The 24,053-nt window shown below is 41.6% G+C and carries 21 protein-coding genes, 1 pseudogene and 1 riboswitch; of the genes and pseudogenes, 7 read left to right on the top strand and 15 right to left on the bottom strand.

Annotated features, from left to right (window positions below):
• Position 1: 1 nt before the first annotated feature.
• Positions 2 to 1,744 carry a SpaH/EbpB family LPXTG-anchored major pilin gene (locus IGI49_RS17190; protein ID WP_429962675.1) on the bottom strand — a complete coding sequence of 581 codons (1,743 nt, stop codon included), beginning with the start codon at positions 1,742 to 1,744 and terminating at the stop codon, positions 2 to 4.
• A 354-nt stretch (positions 1,745 to 2,098) separates the two neighbouring features.
• Positions 2,099 to 3,199 (bottom strand): tyrosine-type recombinase/integrase, encoded by a 1,101-nt coding sequence (locus IGI49_RS17185; protein WP_429962674.1) that lies wholly within the window; start codon positions 3,197 to 3,199, stop codon positions 2,099 to 2,101.
• A 594-nt stretch (positions 3,200 to 3,793) separates the two neighbouring features.
• On the opposite strand from IGI49_RS17185, the gene IGI49_RS17180 reads away from it, so the two are divergent.
• Complete coding sequence (locus IGI49_RS17180) at positions 3,794 to 4,018, top strand: helix-turn-helix domain-containing protein (RefSeq protein WP_429962673.1); 225 nt, start codon at positions 3,794 to 3,796, stop codon at positions 4,016 to 4,018.
• A gap of 118 nt (positions 4,019 to 4,136) precedes the next feature.
• On the opposite strand, the gene IGI49_RS17175 is transcribed toward IGI49_RS17180, so the two are convergent.
• A complete protein-coding gene (locus IGI49_RS17175) occupies positions 4,137 to 5,231 on the bottom strand; it encodes a PQQ-dependent sugar dehydrogenase (RefSeq protein ID WP_429962672.1) in 1,095 nt (364 codons plus the stop codon).
• Positions 5,232 to 5,418: 187 nt separating this feature from the next.
• Between IGI49_RS17175 and IGI49_RS17170 the strand changes: the two genes are divergently transcribed.
• Positions 5,419 to 5,880, top strand: a complete 462-nt coding sequence (locus tag IGI49_RS17170; RefSeq protein ID WP_429962671.1) for a hypothetical protein — start codon at positions 5,419 to 5,421, stop codon at positions 5,878 to 5,880.
• Positions 5,881 to 6,798, top strand: a pseudogene (locus tag IGI49_RS17165) (pyridoxal phosphate-dependent decarboxylase family protein).
• A gap of 51 nt (positions 6,799 to 6,849) precedes the next feature.
• Here the strand turns inward: IGI49_RS17165 and IGI49_RS17160 are convergent.
• From IGI49_RS17160 to IGI49_RS17145, 4 genes are all read right to left on the bottom strand, one after another.
• Positions 6,850 to 7,254, bottom strand: coding sequence for a hypothetical protein (locus tag IGI49_RS17160; RefSeq protein WP_429962670.1), 405 nt, complete (start codon positions 7,252 to 7,254; stop codon positions 6,850 to 6,852).
• 197 nt (positions 7,255 to 7,451) lie between these two features.
• Positions 7,452 to 8,195 carry an AAA family ATPase gene (locus IGI49_RS17155; RefSeq protein ID WP_429962669.1) on the bottom strand — a complete coding sequence of 248 codons (744 nt, stop codon included), beginning with the start codon at positions 8,193 to 8,195 and terminating at the stop codon, positions 7,452 to 7,454.
• A gap of 130 nt (positions 8,196 to 8,325) precedes the next feature.
• Positions 8,326 to 10,416: an FtsX-like permease family protein gene (locus IGI49_RS17150; RefSeq protein WP_429962668.1), complete on the bottom strand. Its 2,091-nt coding sequence runs from the start codon at positions 10,414 to 10,416 to the stop codon at positions 8,326 to 8,328.
• Positions 10,403 to 11,161: an ABC transporter ATP-binding protein gene (locus IGI49_RS17145; RefSeq protein ID WP_429962667.1), complete on the bottom strand. Its 759-nt coding sequence runs from the start codon at positions 11,159 to 11,161 to the stop codon at positions 10,403 to 10,405. Before IGI49_RS17145 ends, IGI49_RS17150 begins: the two co-directional genes overlap by 14 nt.
• Before the next feature lie 159 nt (positions 11,162 to 11,320).
• Here IGI49_RS17145 and IGI49_RS17140 point away from each other — a divergent pair, with 159 nt between their 5' ends.
• From IGI49_RS17140 to IGI49_RS17130, 3 genes are read left to right on the top strand one after another with little or no spacing between them, the layout of a single operon-like run.
• A complete protein-coding gene (locus tag IGI49_RS17140) occupies positions 11,321 to 12,019 on the top strand; it encodes a LytR/AlgR family response regulator transcription factor (protein WP_429962666.1) in 699 nt (232 codons plus the stop codon).
• 4 nt (positions 12,020 to 12,023) lie between these two features.
• Positions 12,024 to 13,304, top strand: a complete 1,281-nt coding sequence (locus tag IGI49_RS17135) for a sensor histidine kinase (protein WP_429962665.1) — start codon at positions 12,024 to 12,026, stop codon at positions 13,302 to 13,304.
• 23 nt (positions 13,305 to 13,327) lie between these two features.
• The gene (locus IGI49_RS17130; RefSeq protein WP_429962664.1) at positions 13,328 to 13,681 is read left to right on the top strand and encodes a hypothetical protein; all 354 of its coding nucleotides are present in this window, start codon (positions 13,328 to 13,330) and stop codon (positions 13,679 to 13,681) included.
• A gap of 86 nt (positions 13,682 to 13,767) precedes the next feature.
• On the opposite strand, the gene eno is transcribed toward IGI49_RS17130, so the two are convergent.
• The 5 genes from eno to IGI49_RS17105 form a co-directional block, all read right to left on the bottom strand.
• Positions 13,768 to 15,039, bottom strand: coding sequence for a phosphopyruvate hydratase (gene eno, locus IGI49_RS17125; RefSeq protein WP_429962663.1), 1,272 nt, complete (start codon positions 15,037 to 15,039; stop codon positions 13,768 to 13,770).
• 93 nt (positions 15,040 to 15,132) lie between these two features.
• Positions 15,133 to 15,194, bottom strand: a riboswitch (Fluoride riboswitch).
• Positions 15,195 to 15,251: 57 nt separating this feature from the next.
• Positions 15,252 to 16,043: an ABC transporter permease gene (locus IGI49_RS17120; RefSeq protein ID WP_429962662.1), complete on the bottom strand. Its 792-nt coding sequence runs from the start codon at positions 16,041 to 16,043 to the stop codon at positions 15,252 to 15,254.
• Positions 16,036 to 16,950 carry an ABC transporter ATP-binding protein gene (locus IGI49_RS17115; protein WP_429962661.1) on the bottom strand — a complete coding sequence of 305 codons (915 nt, stop codon included), beginning with the start codon at positions 16,948 to 16,950 and terminating at the stop codon, positions 16,036 to 16,038. The genes IGI49_RS17120 and IGI49_RS17115 overlap by 8 nt, the downstream gene beginning before the upstream one ends.
• Before the next feature lie 108 nt (positions 16,951 to 17,058).
• Positions 17,059 to 18,006, bottom strand: coding sequence for an aminoglycoside phosphotransferase family protein (locus IGI49_RS17110; RefSeq protein WP_429962660.1), 948 nt, complete (start codon positions 18,004 to 18,006; stop codon positions 17,059 to 17,061).
• 17 nt (positions 18,007 to 18,023) lie between these two features.
• Entirely contained in the window at positions 18,024 to 20,456 is a 2,433-nt protein-coding gene (locus IGI49_RS17105; RefSeq protein WP_429962659.1) for a DEAD/DEAH box helicase family protein, read from the bottom strand.
• Between the two features lie 664 nt (positions 20,457 to 21,120).
• Between IGI49_RS17105 and IGI49_RS17100 the strand changes: the two genes are divergently transcribed.
• Positions 21,121 to 22,113, top strand: coding sequence for a hypothetical protein (locus IGI49_RS17100; RefSeq protein WP_429962658.1), 993 nt, complete (start codon positions 21,121 to 21,123; stop codon positions 22,111 to 22,113).
• Between the two features lie 187 nt (positions 22,114 to 22,300).
• On the opposite strand, the gene IGI49_RS17095 is transcribed toward IGI49_RS17100, so the two are convergent.
• The 3 genes from IGI49_RS17095 to IGI49_RS17085 are packed head-to-tail and all read right to left on the bottom strand — an operon-like array spanning position 22,301 to position 24,000.
• On the bottom strand, positions 22,301 to 22,768 hold the full coding sequence (locus tag IGI49_RS17095; protein ID WP_429962657.1) for a PTS sugar transporter subunit IIA: 468 nt from the start codon (positions 22,766 to 22,768) through the stop codon (positions 22,301 to 22,303).
• A 13-nt stretch (positions 22,769 to 22,781) separates the two neighbouring features.
• Positions 22,782 to 23,231: a hypothetical protein gene (locus tag IGI49_RS17090; protein WP_429962656.1), complete on the bottom strand. Its 450-nt coding sequence runs from the start codon at positions 23,229 to 23,231 to the stop codon at positions 22,782 to 22,784.
• Entirely contained in the window at positions 23,203 to 24,000 is a 798-nt protein-coding gene (locus IGI49_RS17085) for a MurR/RpiR family transcriptional regulator (RefSeq protein ID WP_429962655.1), read from the bottom strand. The genes IGI49_RS17090 and IGI49_RS17085 overlap by 29 nt, the downstream gene beginning before the upstream one ends.
• Positions 24,001 to 24,053 lie beyond the last annotated feature (53 nt).

The following is a 24,053-nucleotide window of genomic DNA, read 5'->3' as shown; positions in this document are numbered from 1 at the left end:
GTTACGCTGCACGTCGTTTCTTGTCAATGACAATAGCCGCGGTACCGATCGTGATTGCACCTAATGCGATGGCTACTAATAACATAGTTCCTTCGCCCCCGGTGAATGGCAAGTCGGTTTTAGGTTTATCTACTACATCTAATTCCACCGTAGCATCCTTTTCAGTTTCTAAATCTACAGTGACTTTTTTCGCTTGCTTCAATAATTCATAGCCTACTGGAGCTTTGGTTTCAACTACCCAGTAGTCTTTTTTGATGTCTGCTTTGGCAAAGGTTGGTTCATTGGTGGCAGGATCATCGGTAATATCTTGTTTCCCGTTGCCGTTTTTATCTTCGTACCAGTTTAGTGCTAACCCATTAAATTCTGCCCAACCGTCGTCATCAGATATGGCTTTTAAGAAAGTGACTCCACTTGGCAGATCCGCTTCTAGATACGATTTGCCGTCAGTGGCAATGAATTTCCCAGCGTTGGCATCAGCTTCTGTTTCCGCAATCTGGAATTCAGCACCTTTTAATTTATTGTTTGGTGCAGTTTTGTCTTCAGCTGTCTTCTCAATATCAAATCCACCCGTGTAGTATTCAGGATCAGTTGGGTTCCCTGGATTAACTGGTTCCAAACCTGGTGTCAGGAAGGCAACATCAAAGTGGTTGGAAATCGTACCATTATAATCATTAGCAGTATGAGTGGTATAAAGTACGCGAATTTTAACATCTTTGTTTAAAGCAACTTTCTTCATACCGACTTCAGTTAATTCAACTTTGACTGCTTTGGCAGCATCAGTCACATCTGTAATTGGTGCCGTTGCTTTTTCAGCACCATTTACAGAAACCTTATAATCTGTACCTAAAACTAGATCAGTCCAAGCCCCAGATTCTGTTTTCACTTGTGTTTTGACATTGTCTAATAGTACTTCTTTAACTAGCGTATCGTTAATAATGAAGTAATCGGCATAGATTTCGTCATCCTTTGATACATTAATATCGGCAATTTTATTGCCGCCTTTATCATAAACAGGGGTAATCACCATGTTTTGACTTGCTACGGTATACAAACCACTTGGTAAATTAGCGGTTGCTTCCCAAGTAAAGGTTTGGCCGGCTTTAATCGAATAACCTGCGCCTTCCTCTACGGTCTTTTGTGGATCAAGCAAAGATTCCATGATGTTCTTTGGTTGAACTTCTACATCGTAAATCAATGAGCTCAAATCAGTCCGATCGGTTTGTGGCACATAAACAAAGAATGGATCGGCTGGTTTGGCAACCTTTGGAGATTCGCCGCGATCGTCTGCCAGCTCAGTGACTAAGTAAATGCCGTCCGCAGCTGTTCCTGTTCCTAATGCTTGCTTAGCGCTGCCATCTGTTCCTGTTGTGATGGTGCCAATTTCTGAATCTACTGTGTAATGTGTGTCTTTCACTTGAACCAATGGATTCGTTAATGAAGCATCTCCAATAGGCGAAACTTTTTCAATTTTAAATTTAATTCCTGGCAATGGATCTTTGGTGATTGTATCGTTTTCTTTCCCGTCTCCACGCTCACCTAATTCTGAAGCATCCTTTACCTGATATTTCCAAATCGTAATAGAGCGCGCGGAGGTCTTATCCGCTACCGGATTTGTGCTAATATTCTGTGCCGCATCTGCAGCTACACCATTCCCCAACGCTAGACTGCCTAGTCCCGTCCCGACTGACGCTAATAAAGCCGCAGTCATCGCCAACTGCACCATTTTTCTTTTGCTTCTCTTCATGATAAAAACTCCTTTTCCCCTTTTTTTCTCTTTCTTCCGCTAGAAAATGTCTTTTTCAACTTACAGCTATCACTAGACCTTGGTTGAAAAAGCGATTATAATAGCTGAATAAAGCCATTGGTTGTTTTCCAAGATTAAATAAGTCTAGGAAAAACTGTTTAGTATCAAGGTTTCACGCGGATAATTGACGGCTCATTGACGGCGAATAGAACCAAGCAATAAAAAGACAGTTGTTATAAAAAAGACAAAAAAGCCTTCCCAGCGGAAAGGCTTTTTTTTAAATTTTTCTGATTCAAGCAGTTGGCAACCCTCCATAAAATAAAGTCATGAACATAGTGAAAAAAAGAGAGAAGCCTAGCTCACCCATCCTAGTGATAGGGTGTCCACCATTTTCCGTCGGTCAGTCAAGTCGGTTCCAGTATACACATCCAAGGTCATTTGAGTGGAGGCGTGTCCTAACAAGGCACTAATCCCGGAGATAGTTCCACGATTTTCTAACAAACGTGTGGCAAAGGTATGACGCAATTGATGGAAATGGCAATCCTTCACGCCAGCCTTCGCACAAATTCGTTGGAAATGATAAGTAATTAGGCGAGGTTCCATTGGACGATCTCCCACATGAAAAACAAATTCCTTCGCTTGATCCGGCTTCCAAGATAACAACCAAGCCTTCACTCCTTCTGATAAAGGCAGCAGTCGTTCAGAAGCTCTTGTTTTCGGCCGTCCCAACTGCAGTTCGGTCCCCTTCCCTTCAGATAGTACCCGTTGATAGGTGTGACGAACCGAGATTAGGTTGTTGGAAAAGTCGATATCTTCCCAACGAAGACCCGCCAATTCCCCAATGCGCAGGCCAGTTTGCAAGGCAAATAAGACGATCTTGCCATTTTTTTCAGCGGCAGCCGTTTCTTCCAATTGTTTCTGTTCTTGAATAGTTAAAGGTTGGATTTTTTTAACTTCTTTTTTAGGTAAAACTACTCCTTTACAAGGATTTAATTCCAAGACAGCTTCAGTTACTGCCTGTTCAAAATAACGTTGAACGGTTTGAAAAATCGTGTGAATAGTAGTGCTGGATAAGGTGGTATCACTCAACTTCTGAATCCATTCCTGCATATCTCCTTGAGTAACGGCACGCAACTCCGTCTCTCCCAAGTAAGGCAGCAAATATTTAGTTAATTTATACTTGTAAGTAGCCAAGGTTGAATGCTTCACCGTGTTCTTTTGTCGATCTAAGCAGTGAACCATCCAGTCTTTAACGCTACCTGAATACAGACCTTGAATGACCTGAACCTGTTTATACAACCATTTCATCTCAGTAAGTTTTTCTTTCGTTTCCTTATACGTCCGACGATAGACATAGCCATAATGGACTTTTCCATTGGCCTTACGACCTTTAATATAACGGCCTTCCCAACGACCATCCTTACGTTTATAAATGTTTTCTCCACGACGACTCATACTTAAACTTCTCCTTTGATCTAGTGATAGTTTTGACGGCTTAATTGACGGCGAATAAAATCATAGAAAGCACCTGAAACAGACTGTTTTATTCTTTTCCAATCAAAAGTTAGTAACTAAAGAACAATAAAAATTGATGAATTATCCAAAAAAATTATTTTTTTGAAATATATTGACGAAATTTCGTCCGTATACTATACTTTGATTAGAAATTGATTATTTATTTTTATCGTTTTTTTCTTTGATTTATTTAGTCTAAGAAACTAATTTTTGGAATTTACCTTCCTTTAAAATTAAAATAAACTCAACTTATTTAAGTTTACTATTAAGTTATGATCTTTGCATCAATTTTTTTATTCTCCCACCACCCTCTAATTAAATTTACTTTTCCTCATGATTTTATTTCTTTATACTCTCAATAATTACTTATAATCGTACATAAGCATTCTATTTCATCCCTTTCTTCTAATTTACTCAAAAGAAGCATACCAAAATACTCAACTTAGTCTAGTTCTATTACACTATTCTAGGACAAATAGTCCTAAAATACAGTAGGTCGTATTGTCCTAATGTAAACTTACATTAGGTGATTACATGAATTTAAAAATCAAAGATGTCAGAGAAGATCGAGATTTGACCCAGCAAGAGGTTGCTGCTTATTTGCAATGTGACCAATCGCTTTACTCAAAATATGAACGTGGACAACGAGAGATTCCACTCCATCTTATCTACAAATTGGCCGTATATTATGGAACAAGTATCGATTATCTTGTAGGGCTAACAAATGAAAAAAATCCTTATTCTAGAGAAAGTCATTAGTAGAGTACTGATACCCAACACTGGCCTTAGTTCGGTACTTTAGTTCCTGATTACTTGTTTTACGTAAAAAAGCACAGATAGACTTAACTCTTCAGTCTACCTGTGCTCATTCACTCAATTAATTTTCTAAACTAACCTTAAGCAGCTGATCATCATTATCAGAAGGGCTGCCTCGGCCATCACGATTGTTGGTAATGAAATACAGATCATCCCCATCACTATAGACATCCCGAATCCGACCATAATCCGTAATCAGCTCCCTTTGATGATTATTTGCTAGATCGAATTCCAAAACTGCGGTACCTCGCAAAGCAGCTACATAAAGCTTCTGATCATGATAGTCCATACCTGAGGGAGCCCACGTCTGGTTGCTGCCTGAGGTAAACAGTGGGGCTTCCATTCCATCACGGGTTTCGTTGCCTTCAATGACTGGCCAGCCATAATTTTTTCCAGCCTCGACTACATTAATTTCATCGTTGGCACTGGCACCATGCTCGCTGGCATACATCGTACTGTCATCAGACCAAGCAAGCCCTTGGGCATTGCGGTGTCCATAGCTGTAAACATAAGAGTCGGCAGAAGGATTATCATTAGGGATTGAACCGTCGAGATTCAACCGTAGAATTTTTCCCGCTAATGAATCCAAGTCCTGAGCATTGTCGGGAACTGAAGCATCCCCCGTCGTTACATAGAGCTTATCATCTGGCCCAATCTTCATTCGACCGCCGTGATGATTCGCCCCACTAGGAATCTCATCTAGCAGCACTTCTGTTTCCTCCCATTGATTTCCATCTAAGTGCAGCTTCACAATCCGGTTCATCCGATCGCTGCCCTTCTCATAGGTGTAATAACCAAATGCTTCATTGGAGGTGGTAAGATCGGGTCTTAGAACAAATCCTAAAAATCCTGCCTCCGAAGCAGAAGAAACTGTTTCGTCAAAATTTACTGGCTGCTCTCTTGTTTCACCATTTTCAATTCGTATAATTGAACCGCCTCGTTGTGTTAAGTAAATCGTGTCATTGCTCTTTTCAATCGCCCAAGGAACCTCCAAATTGTCCGCAATAACTTCTGGATCAGCACTTGCCGATTGATTAGCGCTAGAACTGGAGGTGTCAGTCGTTCTGTCATTGTTGCTCGTGTCAGTCGTTTCATTTGTGGCACAGCCGGCAAGAATCATACCAGCGATGGCACTAAAGATCAGTAATCTTTTCATTTCTAATCACTCCTGGTCTTTTTTTAAACGCTCTCTTAGTCTCCAAGGTACCATCTATGAAAAGACCCTGTAAAAATATATGCTTCATTTGAAATCAATTTTACCAATTGAAGAATTTCCATTGACGGTTCGCTGCCTCAGCACGGATAATGAGGGGAAATAAGACTAGGCGAGAAGGAGACAAGACATGGCACATTCAATGGACACAGATAAACAGCAATTTGCAGCACTGATGCAGCAGTTCATAGGGCTGGAGCAGGATTATTTTGAAACAATCAATGAAAAACCAGTCGCTAATACTGCTCAGCTTTCAGCAAACGAAGGATTAACTGAACTTGGTACTGGAGCAAGCGAAGCATTAGAATACTTTTCTGAGTTTTTCGCGGAAGAATTAAGCGGCAGCAACGGACCACGTTATTTAGGTTTTGTAACTGGAGGTGCCACACCAGCAGCAATTATAGGAGATTGGCTGACAAGTCTTTACGATCAAAATGCAGCCAACTTTTCCTACTCATTGGCTGGTCAAATCGAGCTGTTAACTATTGAGATGCTAAAAGACCTCTTTTCACTCAAGCAGGCGTATACAGGCAGCTTCGTCAGCGGTGCGACAATGGCAAACTTTGTCGGCCTAGCTCAAGGCAGACAATAGATAGGCAAACAATATGGTCAGGACCTTGCAGAAAGTGGTCTTTTTTCGATCCCAGAAATAAAAATTGCCAGCGGCACGCCTCACTCAAGTATTTCTAAAGCTGCCGCTATGCTGGGAATTGGCAGAAATGCGCTGCAACCGATTCCTGTTAAGGATGATCGTGAAGCTGTTGATCTTGCAGCGCTGGAAACCTTTCTAAAACAATTGGACCGGCCCTGTATCGTGGTTGCCAATGCTGGAACCGTCAATACCGTTGATTTTGATGACCTTGAAGCCATTGGTCAATTGAAGAAAAACTATCCCTTCTGGCTGCATGTAGATGCTGCTTTTGGCGGTTTTGCGGCTTGCTCACCGAAATTTGAGCAGCTGCTTACGGGTCTGAATCATGCTGATTCAATTACCATCGATGCCCATAAATGGCTGAATGTTCCTTATGATTCAGCTATGCAGTTTACCCAACATCAAGAGCTGTAGCTAGAGGTCTTCAATAATCATGCGAGCTATTTGAATACTGGCGGAGCGCAGCCGGACTTTTCTAATCTTACACCAGAAAATTCCCGCCGTTTCCGAGCGCTGCCTGCTTGGTTCACTTTAAAAGCATACGGGAAAGCCGGATACAGACAGCTGGTTGAACAAAATTCAGCCTTTGCTTTGGAGTTAGGAAAGCGAATTACTGACAGTCCGTTCTTTGAGCTGTTGAGTCCAGTCCGCTTGAATGGTGTCTGCTTTGCCTTGAAGGATCCAACTAAAACAACTGAATTTTTGAAAAAAGTCAATCAAGCGGGTCAGGTCTTTTTAACTCCTACTACTTATAAAAAAAAGCCAGCAATTCGGGCCTCCTTCAGTAACTGGCAAACTAAACCCGCCGATGTAGCCATTATTTGGCACTCTCTCGAAGCGGATGCACAGCAGCTATAACGTATTAAAAAAGCCTGGTTGTCGGATTTCTCCACAATCAGGCTGTTGCTATTACTTTTCGAAAGCCGCTTGAATCAAAGAAAGATGAAAATCTGAGACCGTGGGATAAGCCAGACAATTTAATGACAACTCCTCCTCCGAATCTTCTGCAATCAGAACTGGGATGAATCCCTTCTCTGAAGCCTTTTCCAAGCGCTCCATTGAGTTATCTAAAAAATATTTCGGATTGTGGGGAAAGGTTCTTTTATCGAAGATTTCTTCAACTGGTATGTAAAGATTCAGGGCTTCTTGAACCGAATCGTCGATCGTCTTCGACACATCCAATAAGACTAGACCTGTTTCAAAATCCCTGCGCCGCAAGTATTCTACCAGCTTTGCACAGCCAAAAGCCATACATTGTTCCGTATCGGTAGTGTCCAAAAAAATGTCTTCTGTTGCCAGCATCAATTTCTCCATATCTTCCACTCCTAAGTTTCTCTATTTTAAAAAGTGAGTGTCTCACTCATTAAGCCAAAGCTTCTACAAAAGGTTCAGAAATTCATTAGTGAATATTTTCACAATTTTATATAACTGAATTATACGTCCCTTTTAGCAGAGTGTCAACTGATAGCCTAGAACAAAAAACACTTACTCAGATTGCCCTGAATGGACACTTATTCCCTCAACAGGTAATGCAGCATTCGTTTAGGATCCTCATAAAACAGCTTCGTTTCTTTAAAAGCGATGGTCTCTTCTAACGAAAGCTCTTCAATCCCTTCACGTGAGAACTGATAAATGGCAGCATCGGGATAAGACATAATAATCGGTGAATGCGTGGCAATAATTAATTGCGAGCCGCCTTTTACTAAGCGATGGATTTCCTGCAGCAACGCATACTGGCGACTGGTTGCCAATCCGGCTTCCGGCTCATCCAGTAAATAAAAGCCCTTATTGCCAAAACGATTTTCGATAATAGATAATAGTCCTTCCCCATGCGAACGAGTATGCAACGGTTGACCGCCGTAAGAAGCATGTGCTAAGGCCCCTTCCATTGGATCTTGTCCTAGTGCTTCTAATTCAGAGGCAACATTGTAATAGGTTTCGGAACGTAAAAAGAATTTGGTTTGCGGAATATCGCCTTTTTTAACTAAAAGAACCTGTTCATATAAAGAAGAATGACTCGCAACCGTGGAAAAGTTGAAATTTTGGCTTCCCCCTTCAGGATTAATACCGTAAGCCACTGCAATAGCTTCTAAAATAGTTGATTTGCCTGTTCCATTGTCACCAGATAAAAAGGTGACCGGTGCGGTAAAAGGCAAGGCTCCTCCTTGTTTGAGGATTTCTTGAACCGCAAAAACGTCATAAGGATATCCTTTGGGCAGTTTCGCTTTTGGCAACCGCATCTCGTAAACAAACATAGCTTCTCCTTTGCATCGCACATATTTCTTTTAATCATACAAGCTGGCAGCTGCTAAGACAAGTAACGCTTTAGCAGCTGCCAGCTTAATTGGCTATTCTTTTCTCACAACTAGCTGTTTCGAACCGCTCCTACTGGTACACAATCTTCAATAATTTTTTTAAAGAAGCACGATAGACGGCATAGACGTAAATACTCACAACAACCACTAATCCTATATCTATTACATACGATTTCAACTCTTCAGAGGTCAGTACTCGATCATTGCCCCAGAAAATCAGCAGTGTATAAAGCAGGACGACGATGACGCCAATCACCATTGGGAAAACAAAGATCTTGGTTAATTGTGAATGAATTGTCTTGCGAATATAACGCTTATTTGCTCCCAGCTTCGTCAAGTCATCGAACAATTGTTTATTGTTAATTCCAATTGTGATACTGCGGGTATACCCAATAATCCCAACAGCGGCTAGACAGATAATTGCTACATAAACAAAGAGCAGGAAATACACCGCCATATCCCGCAGGAAGTTTTGCTTCATAATAATTTTAATGTTGGGGTAATATTTCCAATTGTCTCTTAAATCAGGATTGTCCGCGTCCAACTCAATCGGAATATCATCACCATAATGTTCATTTGCGGACTTAGCCTGTTCAAACTTATAGTCATCAAAGGGATTGATTCGCGCCATTTCCGCCGGTGATTGATCAACGAACCGTTGGAATACATCCTGGGCGAATGCTTGAGCAGCCTCGGTTTCCTCCACATTAAACATCAACTGCTTCAACTGATGTTCTGCCGGCATTCCTTCACCGACTATTTGGCCAAAATCGGCATCATTTAATACATAACGATCCGTCCCAAACCGATGAAGAGCTGAATCCTGTTTATCGCCAGCAAAAGTTAAGTCGAAGGATTGATTGGTCACTGGATTGGTTACCTTATCCAAATCATCAAACTTATACCAGAACCCTTCAGGCCCACCTGCTAAAATGTAGTACTTTCCTTGCGGTACCTTCAGCTCTTCACCTGTCGCTTGTTGATAAGCAGAAGCACTGATAAACTCACTGTATCGACTCTTTTCCTGATAATCTTCAACAAATTGTCCGTCATCGGTCCAATCCCGTTCCACTCCACTGCCAAGTAATTTTGTAAAATAGACCTCTTGATAATCGGTTACAGCCACTCCATGCTCAGCAGCCAAGCTTTCAATGTCGCCTTGATTCATAAACTCGATAGAGGCAGGAAACGGCAGCGAAAAATCAATCGGATTATCGTCAATCGACCAGAAGGAAACCGAATTCATCGGGACATAAAACAAGGCAAATAGACTCGCTAATACTAGCAGTGCCATCACGCACATATTGCGAACGGTTTGCTTTCCCTGGAATTTCATCATGCTGAAGGGAATGATTTTTTTGTAATAGCTTTGCGGCCGTCTGCCTCGTTCATGATGAGAAATCAAATACGTAAGTATCCGATAAATCCCTACAACAGACAAGAGATACGTCGCGCTCCAGATCGCTGGCAGGCTAAATTTAAGCAAAGTGGCTGTGATCATAGGTACGCCATAGCCTAACAACAACCCTGCGACAACCATTACCAGACCAACCAATCCATAGGTTTTCGTCACTTCCTGAATTGGCTCGTTCTTGCGCTGTTCGTTTAAAATATCCATTAAATTGCTGCGCTTCATAAATAGATAAGCTAAACCTAGGACAAACAAGCCAACAACTAAACTAAACACTACGCCGATCGCAGTGCCAATCGGAGAAAATTGGTACGCCATCTGACTGGTATCAATCACCAGCAAACGGAAAAATTGCCAAATAAGAAAAGAAGTAAGGTTCCCTACAAGGATGCCGACAAGACTGCAGGCCAACAAAATTTTCCCTAATTCCTTATAAAAGGCCTTAGCCAATATTCTTTTAGAAGCACCGAGTGCCAGAAACACCCCGGTCTCTCTACTTTTATATTTGAAAAAGAGACCTGCCGCATAAACGGCAAACATTAGACAGCCGATTAAAGCTACCGCAAAGATCAGGTTAACCTGCTTGCGAGAATCTCCTCCCAGCGGCAGCACCGTTTGCACAGTTTTACTATACATGGTCGCCGCAAAGGAGGTAATTAAAAGAATTGCAAAAGTTAAACAAAAGACCAGCTGAACATAATTGCCGCGATTGTAGCGGCGCAGCTTGCTGAAAACTTTATCCATGTTCATGACTAGTGCCTCCACTCAGTTCCTTAAGCACCTGCAGCAGCTCATCATGGAAGACAGCCGGACTGCTCCTACGTGTCAGTTCGGTAAATACGTGACCATCCTTCATAACAATCACCCGATCACAATAGCTAGCTGAAAAACTGTCATGAGTAACCATGCAGATGGTGGCATGTAGCTCACGCTGAGCTTCAGCGAAGGCCCCGATCACCGCAGCACTTGAACGACTATCTAAATTTCCTGTGGGTTCATCGGCTAAAATCAACAAAGGATTATTCATTAAAGCCCGGGCCACTGCTGTTCGTTGTTTTTGTCCGCCGGAAACCTCGACAGGATATTTTTGGCCGATTTCTTCAATATCAAACATGCGAAGTAATTTCTGTGCTTTGGCTTCCATTTTGCGGTAAGGTGCATTTTTTATAATTTTGGGAATGCAGACATTTTCAAAAATAGTTAAGCCATCCAGCAGCATAAAATCCTGAAAGACAAACCCCAGCTTTTCATTGCGAACCTCTGCCATTTGTTCTTCTTCTAAGGCCGCCAGCTTGGACCCGTTTAATAAGATTTCTCCTTTTTCATAAGGAATAAAGCAAGAAATACAGTTCAACAAGGTCGTCTTTCCACTTCCAGAAGGCCCCATTACCCCAACAAATTCGCCCTTTTCAATTGTAAATGAAACGTCCTTTAAGACGTCATAGGTAATTTGTCCACTTTGATAGCTTTTCCATAAATGATTCACCTGCAGCATGTTGTAACTCCTCCTTTTTTCTTCATTACGTTTTCCATACCTTAATAATAAGCAAAACAAAGCTGGCTAAATAGATGCACCAATGTCAACTTTGTCCTAATTTTTGTAAAGTTTTGCAGGATAACTATGATAAAATGATGAACAGGAGGTGTGAAAATAATGCGAATCGCCATTTGCGATGACGAAAAAAAGCAACGAAATGCTTTGCGAACCACCGTTGAACGGTCCCTGCAATTAAAAGGGTTGGCCTATCAAATCGATGAATTTGAAAATGGTGAGGCATTACTGGCTCAATTAGCTGCTGTGACTCCCGACATTTTATTTCTTGATATTGAAATGGGACAGCTGAACGGGATGGAGACCGCACGTCTCTTGCGCAAGCAGGCTGCAGAGCCCCTTCTCATTTTTGTTACTTCACATCCAGACTATGTATTTCAAGGGTATGAGGTGCAAGCTTTGCATTACATCTTGAAGCCCTATAAGGAACAAAAAATTCTCGAGGTGCTGGATTACGCACTTTCTGAGCTTGGCATAAAAAACAAGCAAACCTTTCTATTCAGCCATAAGGGCAGCCAACGAAAGCTACCGCTGCAGGAAATTTCCTACTTTTGGAGCGAAGGAAGAAAGGTCCATGTTCAAACAAAAGATGAAGCCTTAACCTTCTACGGAAAACTCAACGAGCTTGAACTAGAGCTGCCGGATTATTTCATTCGGATCCACAATCGTTATCTTGTAAACCTATATTTTGTTGAAGAAATCAGCAGTACGATCGTCTGCTGTGCTGGTCAGCATTTGCCGCTTAGTCGTGCAAATAAGCAAGGATTGCAGCTTGCCTTTGCTAGAACTTTATTGGAGTAGAAACATGATGAAGCTAATTGTCCCTCTATTAATACTACTGAATTATCTGTTTCAGATTATTGCAACCTACTACTTTTATCAAACAGTGGGTTGCTTTGTTCCCGTCAAAAACAATCGAATTTTGAAGGCACTAGTTGGCTGCACGATGTTTATCATTGTACTGATCGTTATCCAACCGCAGGATGTTGCAAATGTCCTTGGCGTATCCCTTTTGTTTATTCTGACGCTTTTTATTGGCTTCAATGGCACAATCATCAGAAAGATTAGTACGATCGCAATTTTACTGCCTTTAGTGATTACATCTAATTTTTTACTGGAGGAAATCGGGGTTTATATCTTTTTCATGACCCGACAAGGAGAAATACTAGACGCGCTACTGCATCTAATTTTCGCCGGTATAAAAAGTGTGATATGGTACGGGGTCTACCGAGGCTTTAAGCAAAAAATTACTAACGCAAAAAAAATGTTGAATTCCTCTGCCTGGGGCATGATCAGTTTAATCTGCTTAGGGCCGCTGGTGGGAATCATTTTTATTGTTATCTTTTCACCTGATACTATTTGGCTGACCTTTCCGGTAATGGGCGCTACTGCCCTAACCAGCTTTAGTATTCAGTATTTGACTGGCTATCTTTCAGATGCATTTAAAAAGGAAATGGAAAATAAAAATTTAAAAATGCAGGAAGCTTATTATCTAGAGGTGGAGAAAAATCAGCAGGAAATACGTAAGCTTAAGCATGACTTAAATAACCATTTGAGTGTGGTGGGTACTTATTTAGAGGATAACCAGGTGGAGGAAGCGAAGGCCTATTTTACTGAGCTTTCGACTGTCTATGCCAACCAACGGCGTGAATTCTGTAAAAATCCCTTAGTCAATAATGTCTTAAACGTAAAATACCAGTTAGCACAAGAGTATGGGATCGACTGCTTTATCAATATTGATATTAGTAATGTCATTGGCATTGACGATGTCAGCCTATGTACTGTTTTAGCCAATACTCTGGACAATGCCATTGAAGCCTGCCTAAAAATTGAAGAACCCAGCCAGAGAAAACTGACTGTCAAAGCTCGCTATCATCGGGGCTGCTTCAGCTACGAGATTACTAACACTATCTCAGCTGCCGCAAGTAATTCAACGGAGCTGCTGCTTACTACTAAAACAGATAAGAAAAATCATGGCTTTGGTCTAGCTAATATTCGAGAAATCGTGGATAATTATGAAGGAACAATCGAGATCAAACAATCTGAGCATCAATTTTCACTCTTGCTGGTGATCATGGACGTCTAAGATTAAAAAGAGGAGCCTCTGCTATGTCAAAACTTGTTGCTAACTATACAAACAGCCAAGGAAAGGTCCAACACTGGACACTAGATTTAACTGCAACCATTGGGAAATCCAATGATCACTTAGATGAAAGGCCTAAACCTGCAAAAAACGCGGGAGTTACTAAAGGCCGCTACCTTTTCTCGACAAAGTCGGTGGAAAGCTTTGATCCTTCTATCCCAGAAAGCTGGCCAAAAGAAATGAGTCATGCCGCATTCTCTCCGATAGTACGTACTGACGAATCGTCGACTACGCCAGAAGAGCTAGTGGAAGACATGCAAAACGAACTCGCAACAAATAGTCCATCCTGCAAAATTATTAGCTTCCCACAAAAGCCTTGAAATAAGGTATCAGCCTCAAGAGTAACCAAAAAAAGCTTGATCTTCGACAGAATGTCAGGATCAAGCTTTTTTTCGTCACTCAAACGCTAAGCCTTGGGAAATCTTGCTAAGCTGGCTGCATTTCCCAGTTCTTCTTCAATCCGTAAAAATTGATTGTATTTTTCTACCCGTTCACTGCGGGCCATCGAGCCTGTTTTGATCTGACCAGCGTTCATCGCTACAGCAAAGTCGGCAATAAAGGTATCGCCCGTTTCACCTGAACGATGAGAAATCATGGTATTGTAGCCATTTTTACGAGCCAATTTGATTGTTTCAATTGATTCCGATACCGTTCCGATCTGATTTAACTTTATCAAAATAGCATTAGCAATCTGTTTTTGGATCCCCTCTTTGAAAATGGCAGGATTGGTGACAAAAATATCGTCGCCAACTAATTGAATCTTGTCTCCCATTGCCTCGGTCTGTGCCCTGAACCCGTCCCAATCATGTTCAGAAAACCCATCTTCAATTGAAATAATAGCTGGGTACCTTTCAACTAGATTTTGGTAATACTTCAGTAATTCTTCCGAAGTTAATTCACGACCTTCAAAACGATAGGTCTTAGTTTCGTCTGAATAGAATTCACTTGAAGCTGGATCTAATGCAATCGCAATCTCACTGCCTGGAGTGTATCCAGCTGTTTGAATTGCTTGATACAACATTTCTACTGCTGCTTCGGTACTGCCAAGTTTTGGCGCAAAGCCACCCTCATCCCCAACAGCCGTTTCATATCCTTCTTTAGCTAACACTGATTTTAAGGTATGGTAAATATTGGCAACTTTTTCTACTCCATCGCGGAAGCTTTTCCGTTCAACAGGTGTGATCAAAAATTCCTGCACATCAATGCCTGAATCAGCGTGAACACCACCATTAATGACATTGAAAAATGGTTGAGGCAATTCTAAATCCACCCCGCCTAAGTAGCGATACAAAGGTATATTCAGACTTGCTGCTGCTGCTCGAGCAACGGCCATAGATACACCCAAAATTGCATTAGCACCTAATCGACCTTTGTTGGCTGTTCCATCCAAGTCAATCATGAGCTGATCAATTTCTGCTTGGTTGAAGGGTGCTTTTCCAGCTAAAGCTTCGCGAATTTCTGTATTCACATTGTTTACAGCTTTTGAAACACCTTTTCCTTGCAACCGCTCGCCACCGTCTCTAAGTTCCACGGCTTCACGGTCTCCCGTTGACGCACCTGAAGGAACTTCTGCTCGACCCAAGCTTCCATCTGTCAATTGTACGTCTACCTCGACGGTAGGATTGCCTCGTGAATCAAATATTTCTCTTGCTTTAACAGTTTCAATGACTACTTCCATGTTCTTTCTCCTCCTTAAAAAATCATGCAAAAAAACACCTGCTTATCCAGTGTCAGTCACAAACTGCCCTTTTAGGCAGTGCAAATAAACATTAGATAAACAGGTGTCATCAGCTAGTTTTAGCGGTTATAGGGAACACCATCCCTTATTCATGTGTAAGCATACACCTTGAGAATTTTTTTTGCAAGAAAAATGTTGTTCCCTATGCACTACTACTTCAGCAGCATTTCATAAGTAAAGCTTTGCATAGAATTCTGTAACAGAACAACGGCCACACCCATTAATACCACGCCAGCGATCAGCATAGCCCAAGGACTAATCAGGAAGAGCCCTGTAAACTGCCCCACCATAAAAAGGACCAGCGGCATAACCAAAAAACCGGAACGCTGCTGCGCTTCTTCCATTGTTTGCGACTTGGCAGAGCCTTTAACAATCACTGTAATTGATACCAAGGTAATTGCCGGAACTAGCAGCAGCAAAATATAAGCCCACGAAACACTTAAGGAAAGCAGCGTACTTCGCAGAAAAAATACTTCTGCCTGAACAACCAGCAACATGATCACAAATGAAGACAATGTAATCCCAAAGCTGACCACAAAGGAAGAATACACCTTCGCTTGAAAAATTTGTTTTACTGATAATGGCGAGTACAGAAGCGTCTCTAAGGTATTCTTCTCCTTCTCCCCGACGAAGGAGCTGGCTGCCATAACCGTCGCGGTCATAATTGGAATCATCAAGAAAAACATCGGCAGCACGGAATTAAAAATCGTTTGCACAATCTGAATCCCTAAATCTCCCTGCTGATATTGCTCTGGCAAAGTCTTAAGCAGCTGTTGAAAATCGTTAGAGCTGACAGGTGTCAGCAAAGCAATTAATACAAAAACGCTAGGTAAGACAACAGAAAACAATAAGGGGATCAATAATATCATATAAAAATAGCGCTTATTGGCAACAATCCCTTGAATATCCTTCTTGATAATAGCTTGCTGCTTGGAATTAATCATGGGCTGAGCCTCCTTCTTCTAGCAAAGCAAAATAAATTTCCTCTAGTGTCATTTCTTTTGCTGAAACACTGTAAACATCCGAGCCTGATTGAACAATTTTTCTCACCAGCTCCGGAATTTCTTTTTCACTGGACAAGGTGAACTCAAACTCGCCATTGCTCAAAGTCTCATAAGGTTCAACCAAGTTTAACTGATTGGCCGCAATCTGTACCTTTAACCCCTTGAAGGTTTGCTTGCACAGACTTTCCAACGTACCAGTAGCCAACAGCTTACCCTCATCTAGCAACCCATAGCTGGTACAAATTTCTTGCGCATACCTTAATTGATGGGTACATAGGAAAACCGTAATTCCCTGATTTTTGGCGAGGTCCTGAATCAGTCGATTCACGTTCAAGACACTTTCCGGATCCAATCCACTGGTAGGCTCATCCAAGAAGAGTATCTTTGGTTGATGAATCAGTGCGCGAGCCAGCGACAGCCGCTGCCGCATCCCGGTGGAATAAGAAGTTAATTTCCGGTCAGCTGCGTAGGTCAGCTCTAATTGCTCCAATAAAGACAGACCTCTTTCCCGGCTTTCTTGTTTGCTTAAACCGAAAACCTCCCCGTAAAACATCAAGTTATCAATCCCGGTCATTTGATCGTACATGCCCGCTCTTTCGGTCAACACACCAGAAAAGTGATGAATCGTTGAAGACTCCTTGGTGGGATCATGACCAAATACAGTCATGCCTCCGTCAGTTGGCTGCAGCATGCCATTCAGCAATTTAACCGTCGTAGTTTTTCCGGCACCATTTGGCCCAAGAAAACCAAAGACCTCTCCTTGATTGATCGAAAGGTTTAGGTCGTCCACGGCAATTTGTTGATTGGCAAAATGTTTCGATAGATGTGCTACTTCAATGGCTTTCATGGTTATCCTCATAGGTTCTATAATTTTTGATTAGTCTAAGTGTAGCACGATGAAAACGAGTTATGAAGAGAGTCATAGTTAACTTTGTAACGCAATAGGAAACTTCCGCTAGTTTAAAACAATCTTTTCCAGAAAATCCACCAGTTCTATCTGCTTCCAGCTATCAGCAATCGAATCATCGCCCGCCAGCATAAAACCTAGGAAAAACAAATAGAAATAATCCTTTCGGTACTCCGGCTGAAATTCTAGTTGAAATAAACCAAAAATCCGAGCAAAGGCTTCATCATATTCCCCTGCCAGATACGCCTGATAGTACCGATGGTTCGCATGCACATCCACTTCATTCCACATAAATTTGAAAAAATCGTGAAAGAAAAGATACTCTCCGGCCGTGTCCCAATCAATGTACCAGAGCTGTTCATTTTCTTTTTCCAATAAAATATTTTCCGTCCACAAATCACCATGCAGCATCAGAAAAGGAAATTGAGCTGTTAGCAGGTCAGGCTGAATCTCCTTGACCAGCTTTTCAAGCCTTTCATTGGGTTGAGCCAGAAATTCTGTCACACTATGTTTGGCAGCCATTGTTCGCTGCTGCAAGAAATAGCGTGTGTAGTCCTGATAAATTGTCTTTAAAATCAGCGGATCATCCTGGGTGGCTATCCTCCTAAAATCGATCCGCTCCTCTATCAATTGCAGCTTTTCGGCATTCCGCTGCTGCAGCGATGGCACGGAAAAGAACGGTGAGAAATAGTTATAATGCTGAATTTTTTTCTGATAACTGGCTTTACTGCTGCACAGAATAAGTACAGTATCCTCAGAAAAGATTTTTATTTCACCACTGCTGGTGAACCAGAGAATCGTGCCGGAAAACTGTTTGACCTTCTGCTCAGAGATAAGTACTCTCTGACTATTTTCCGGCTTATATTTACCAGCAATCATCGGATGATTCATTTGATTTTCCAAGAAAAAAATCCGATCCTCTTCGGCACTGAAGTACTCACCAGCTGTTAAGTATTGTGCCAATTTTTGCACTTGCTCTTTCCTCGTCAATCTCATTATTCCGCCCCCTTCTCTTACGTCCAAATATTTTTCTGAGTCATTGTATTGTTGCGCACCTGGAAGGACTGAGCCATCCGGTAAGCCACCAATTTTTGACGTCCAACAGGATTTCGTGTATATACCAGCTGACATTTGGGCAACGATTGCTGGTTTAACTCTTTGAGAAAAAGGCTAGCTGTCTGCTTGTTACGAGCAAAGCGTTCCGGCACCGGAAATACAAGCTTTTTCCCTTCAGCTAAATACCTCGGATTCTCAATCGGTGCGAAAAGCTCTAAAATAACCGCTGCAAAAAGCTGTCCCTCGCGATAGCCGGCGTTTTCAAGGTAACAACTGAATTCCTGCTGATCAGCCTCTACCACTGCCTTACGTTCAGCAATTTCACCTAGCTGCTGCAAGGTCTTCTGAACACAGTTTGCTAAGATTTCTTTTTGCTCACATTCCTTTTGCCATTGTTTCTGCTGTCCTCGAAGCTGCAAATATTCCGACAAACTGCCGTTAAGCAATGATCGCCAGAAGGTTGGCTTTTTCGTATTTTTAACCACCACTGGCAACAATTCTTCTGGTCCTTGACTTTCCTGATCCACTTTCCTGATAATGACCGGCATGGACAGGTGCCACCCACTTGCTAAAGCAGCGGTCCATCGTTCCTTTAGCTTAGTGCGTTCACTGGAAAAATAGAACATCGACTGAGTGTAGGTTTCCATCGTAGTGGTGGTGTACTTCAGGGGCAAAGTAAAACGATCTCCCCCGCTTTCGATTTTTGATGGCTCCTCAAAGGTTAGTCCTGAAATATAGCCCAAACGCCGGAATATTCTTGTCAAATCCGGCTGTTCAGTCAACGATACCCCCGGCAGACCAACCCCTAAATGCCAAATATTCGTCACTTTATCTTGCGCACCTAACCGCAATCCACGCCCTCGCAGCTGCTGAGTTTGGACAAACGAAGATGCTTGATTAGCTAAAATCAATAAATTAATCGCTGGACAATCCCAGCCTTCTCCTAGCAAGCTGACCGTTCCTACCAAAATATTCAGCTTCTTCTCTGTTAATAATCGCGTAGCCGCCTGCATCAAAGCTTGGCGATTTTTGTCATCCATCGTTAGACAGAAGTAGCCCGAAATATAAGGATGTTCCTTCATGCCTATTGCTAACTCTGCCAGCTCAACCGTCACTAGTTGTTGCGGCAGTAGTAAAAATTCTCCGCAGATCGCACCGATTTGTTGCGTGGTGCCCAGCAAAGAAACAATTTCATCAAACAATGGAACCACTCCATATGCTAAGGTACCGTCTCCACCAGCCAACACCTCTTTACAAATGCGATCCGTCAGAACAACGGCCGTCATATCCTGCTTCAGTTGAACTTCTTCCTTTATCAGGATTTGACAAACCGCCTTTTTTTTCTCTGGAACAGCATGATTTGCGACCGTATCTGGATACTCTGGAAACATATGCAATCCCTCGTCATACAACCAGCCAGCCTTTTTTAGCTGATAGAAAATAGACAGATCTGGCTGCTGGGCGAAAAGCCGCTGATAAATCGTGTTTAGCTGTTTCTTGCCTAAAGGAGGAACCGCCGACTTCTTGCCCTGTTTCTTGGAAATACCTAAGAGCTGCCAATGCTCTGGCGTCAATTCATAGCCGTGGTGATTCAAAAAAATCAAGGCACTAGTAAAGAGCTCAAAATTTTCATATATCTCAGCTGAATGCTCCAAAGGTAGCTTAATAAAGTCCAAGGAAAGCAAATAGTCTACTGTTTCCTTGTTCTCCATCAACGCGGTTACCAGTTCATTTTGTTTCGCTAAAAATGCGAAATAATGCTGCGTAATCTCCTGATTAGCCGGGATCAAATAGAGGAAATCCTGATGCGGGCACAGAACCCCTTCCTTCACCAGCTCTGGGATGCTGATTTCCTCATCAATCATGCCATTCAGATCCAGATACTGCTTCCATTCCGCCTGCGAGCTGTCAATCGGCGGTGTCGCAGTCAAGGAAATCGTTAACAGCTTGGGATGCTTTTTCTTCAACTCAACCAGAAGTTCACCCCAGCTTTTCTTCAAATGATGCGCCTCGTCAAAAACTAGAAGCTCTAGCTGAAGCTGATCAAAGTAGGTTGGCTCTTCCTTCAAACGGTTATAGATGGTTTGATACGTCTCAACAGTGATTCGAGCTGGCTCTTCAATTGTTCCTGAAAGATAGCAACTGTCCGCCGAATCAACTAAGAAAAACGCTTCAATTGTAGTCAGCCATTGCTTTTTTAAAAGCAGTGAAGGAACCAAAATCAATGTCTTGCAGTCCAATCGGCGAACCATTTCGATGCCTAAAAAGGTTTTCCCTGCCCCTGGTGGAGCCACAAGATGAACGGAATCGTTGGTTAAATACGTGGAAAAATTAGCCAATAAATGCTTCTGATAACTGCGCCATTGAATCTTTTCATCCGATAGCCACAACTTGGTACCCTCCCTTGCAAGTATTTCCTCCATTATATCCTAAATGATCCTCGCAAAAAAACTGCGGACAACCCTACTGGTCATCCGCAACTTCTCATAGGCTTCTTTCTCAACCAATCCGATTCGTATTAGATTTTTATCTACTGCAAATTGAAAAATTTTCTGCTTCACAAGTATCATGTCCTTTGATACTGTTCGACATTTCATGAGCATTATTAACAACCGCTGCTCTATTTTTAATAGTGGTGACTTCCAAATATGAAAAATTAATAGTTATTGAAATATTTGGCTAATCTCAACTATAAAAACGGGTCAAAACAGCCCTTTTGAAATTTTATTTCGACTAAAACAACACAAAATTGACCTTTATTAAATAACGGTATTTATATTTTTATTTTCACTTTTTTGCTTGATTTATAAACCTCATTTTTCTCATTGTACCTTTCTATAACCGCAATAAAATAAAACGATCCGTACGATTTTTTTATATTTCGTCCAATATGAAATGAATATTAGGTAAAATTAATTGTTGAATGTAGCAGAATTTTACGGTATTCTATAAATAAATTATTAGAACGCTTCCAATTATTTGCTAACTGAAATTTCAGAATAATTAATGCAGATTATGCAATTAAAAATTAGATTCCCCTAAGGAGATAAAAAAATGACAAGCCAATCACCTGTGAACAAATCAACCCAGCCCTTCGGAAAAAGACAGATTTTCACGCTAAAAAAACGCGATACGCTTTCTAAACGCTTAGAAGCTTATTTACTGGAGACAAAATACTCCGCTCGTTTTATTCAATTTTGTGTAGCAATTATGATCCGCAATGCATTTAGTCCGCTTGATCTATCCTTTGTCGCAAAAGAGCACGTTCGCGACTTGTTCCTAAATGGCGAAGCCCCTGCCTCCGTTCGTCATTTATGCCTCTACTTCCAAGATTATTTCACTACCGAGAAAGAATGGCAGACTGTCATCAGCCATCTCTATAAAAACCAGCAAGAATTCAACCAGCTTACTCAGGAAACGCGTTTACATATTGAATCTTTACGTCCCGCATTAATTTCTGGGGAACAGCCCGTCGACAGAAAACGAAAATTAAAGGCTGCCTTCTTAGATGAAGCCGGTAAAATGCACAATTGGAGCTTAAGCAATGTCGTGTGTCTTCGCTCGCCCCAAGAACATTTAGCTCTTTTAAACATCTTAGGAGAGTTAACCATTTTCCAAAAGGAGGGGGTGCGTCAATTTACTCAAGTAGTTTGGCTAGATTTTGCCATCGATGAACGTTCTCGCAACTTCGACATCCTCAATGAGGAAGACCCGATGTATCAAGCAAAGGAATCCGTGCAAGAACAACCGGAAAAAACTCCGGCTAAAAAGCAATCCATTAAAACATCTATGCCAAAGGACGTTGCCAAAGAAAACTCTCAGGCAGCCCAGTCAACCACGTCTGCTAATCAGTCGCAGCAGACCCAGCATTCAATCCTGTCAGAGAAGAAAAAGCTTGGTAAACCCCCGACGGATCGGATGCCCAGCTGGAAAAACTTAAATGCCGTTGGCAAAATACCGAAAGAAGAGAAGGATCTTGAGTTAGAAAAAGCCGTACGAAAGAAAACCGGCAAGAAAAAGAATCGCAAGCGGAACAAACGAAAATAGCTGATTATTTTTTTTGCTTTAAGAATCATGGTTCTTGAACACTGTTTGAAGTCGTTGTTGATCCGGTTGGAATAAATACTTCTTCCATCTTGTTTTGGTGAGAAATTGCTTAATGTTGCTGCTGCCTGAAAAGAGTAAATGAGCATTCAAAAAAACCAGAAATGACGGGCATCTCTGGTTTGGTTCACTAGATACTTTCACCTACAGCTTCACCATGCTCAACAGTTTTTTCGACGACGGACAGCTGCCGGTCTATTTGAGATGGTAAAAGGACCATAATTGTCGCTGGTTTGCCTTTTTCCTTTAAAAATTCAATGTCCATATGGGCCAGCTTAGTGGTTCCATCAACGGAATCACCTTCCTTTACAAGGATGTCAAAGCCCTGTCCTTCGAGTTCAACGGTATCAATGCCGAGATGGATCAGAATTTCTACGCCTGCTTGTGTTTTTAAGCCAATTGCGTGCTTAGTAGGAAAGACGGAGGTTACTTTCGCTTCAGCCGGTCCGTAGATTTCAACTGCGGTTGGTTCAACTGCGTAGCCAGGACCCATCATACCTGTGGAAAAAACCGGATCGTTTACCTTTTCTAAATTGAGTAGTTCACCATCGGCTGGTGCATAAAGTTCATTTTTCTTCTTTTTCAAAAATCCAAGCATTAGGTTCCTCCTGTTATTGAATCAATGTTAGGGCAACAACCAGCACAGATAAAAGGCCTACTAAGCCCATCAAGGTATACGTTTCAAACTGAACAGACCAAGCTGTTTCGCAAGTGTTCTTTAGCTGCTCATTTTTTAACGATTTACGGTATAAATAGAGTAAAACGGTTCCAATTAAATTAGCAGTAATAGCCTGCTGCAGCATGGAAAATAATAGAAAGTGGTTCAACAGTTTTTCATTCGTTTCCTTCGTAGTTAAACGATACAGCAAATATGCCTGAATCAGCAGCAAACAGCTTAATAAAAATGTCAGCGTTAATGAGGGGATACTTGTCAGCAATGAACTCACCGAGCTGCCTTTGACAGTCGCAAAGGTCAATAGATACATAAAGAATAAAAAAGGTAATAATAGCCAGTAGCCTAACACTAAGCTTTTATATTTCGTGTTGTTTAGTTGGTTCATTTTTCTGATCAGCATGTTTTGTAAATTCACCATACTTTCTAAATAGATAATCCATGGCACAGCTTAAACCGATTAAACTTTCTGAGATAAAGGATTTTCGACCAACAATAATTGGTGTTGCGTAATAAAACAAAGAATAATCCGCTTTGCGGCTAAAGTAATTGTCACCAAAGGAAGTAATAGCCGTTGTTGTAATGCCTCGCATTGCCAAAATATCCAAATTTTCTTTGACATCGTCGGTTTCTCCGCTCAAAGAAGCAAAGATCACCAAATCAGTCTTTTTGATCATTGGCATTGAGATGTCGAACTCGGTTTTATTGGGCAAAATAATGACCCGCTTCTCGACACAAATCATTAATTTAGAAAATTCCTCTATTACCTTTCGCTGGGAATAGCCCGTACCATAACAGTAAATTGTCTCTGAATCATCCATTTTCTGCAGCAGCTTCGTCATGTCCTGACTTTTTAAGTAGTCGAGGGTTCGAGTGATATCACTGATTTGTGTCGCCACGCTGTCAACGTTTGGTCCCTTATAAGAGTCAGAGACTCGATTCTGCTTCAAAAAGTACTTAAATTCTGAAAAACCAGTAAAACCCAGTTTTTTAGTTAACCGCAGAATTGTTGACTTTGAGGTATGTACAGCATCCGCCAGCTCGATAATATTCATTTGTTCAGTAGCTGTCTGATTGTCTAGAATAAATCCAATAATTTCTTTGTCTAATTCGCCTAATTCTCTTTGATGCTGCTGAGCAATTCCAGCTAAATCCATATAATCGCCTCTTCGTTTTTGTCATTGTCATTATTATAGAAGATTTGGTCATA

Origin of the sequence: Enterococcus sp. AZ071 (genome assembly GCF_050499065.1) — a bacterium.
Lineage (GTDB): Bacteria > Bacillota > Bacilli > Lactobacillales > Enterococcaceae > Enterococcus_A > Enterococcus_A ferrettii.
The sequence above is the reverse complement of the archived record's forward strand: the minus strand, read 5'-3'. Positions and strand labels throughout refer to the sequence as shown.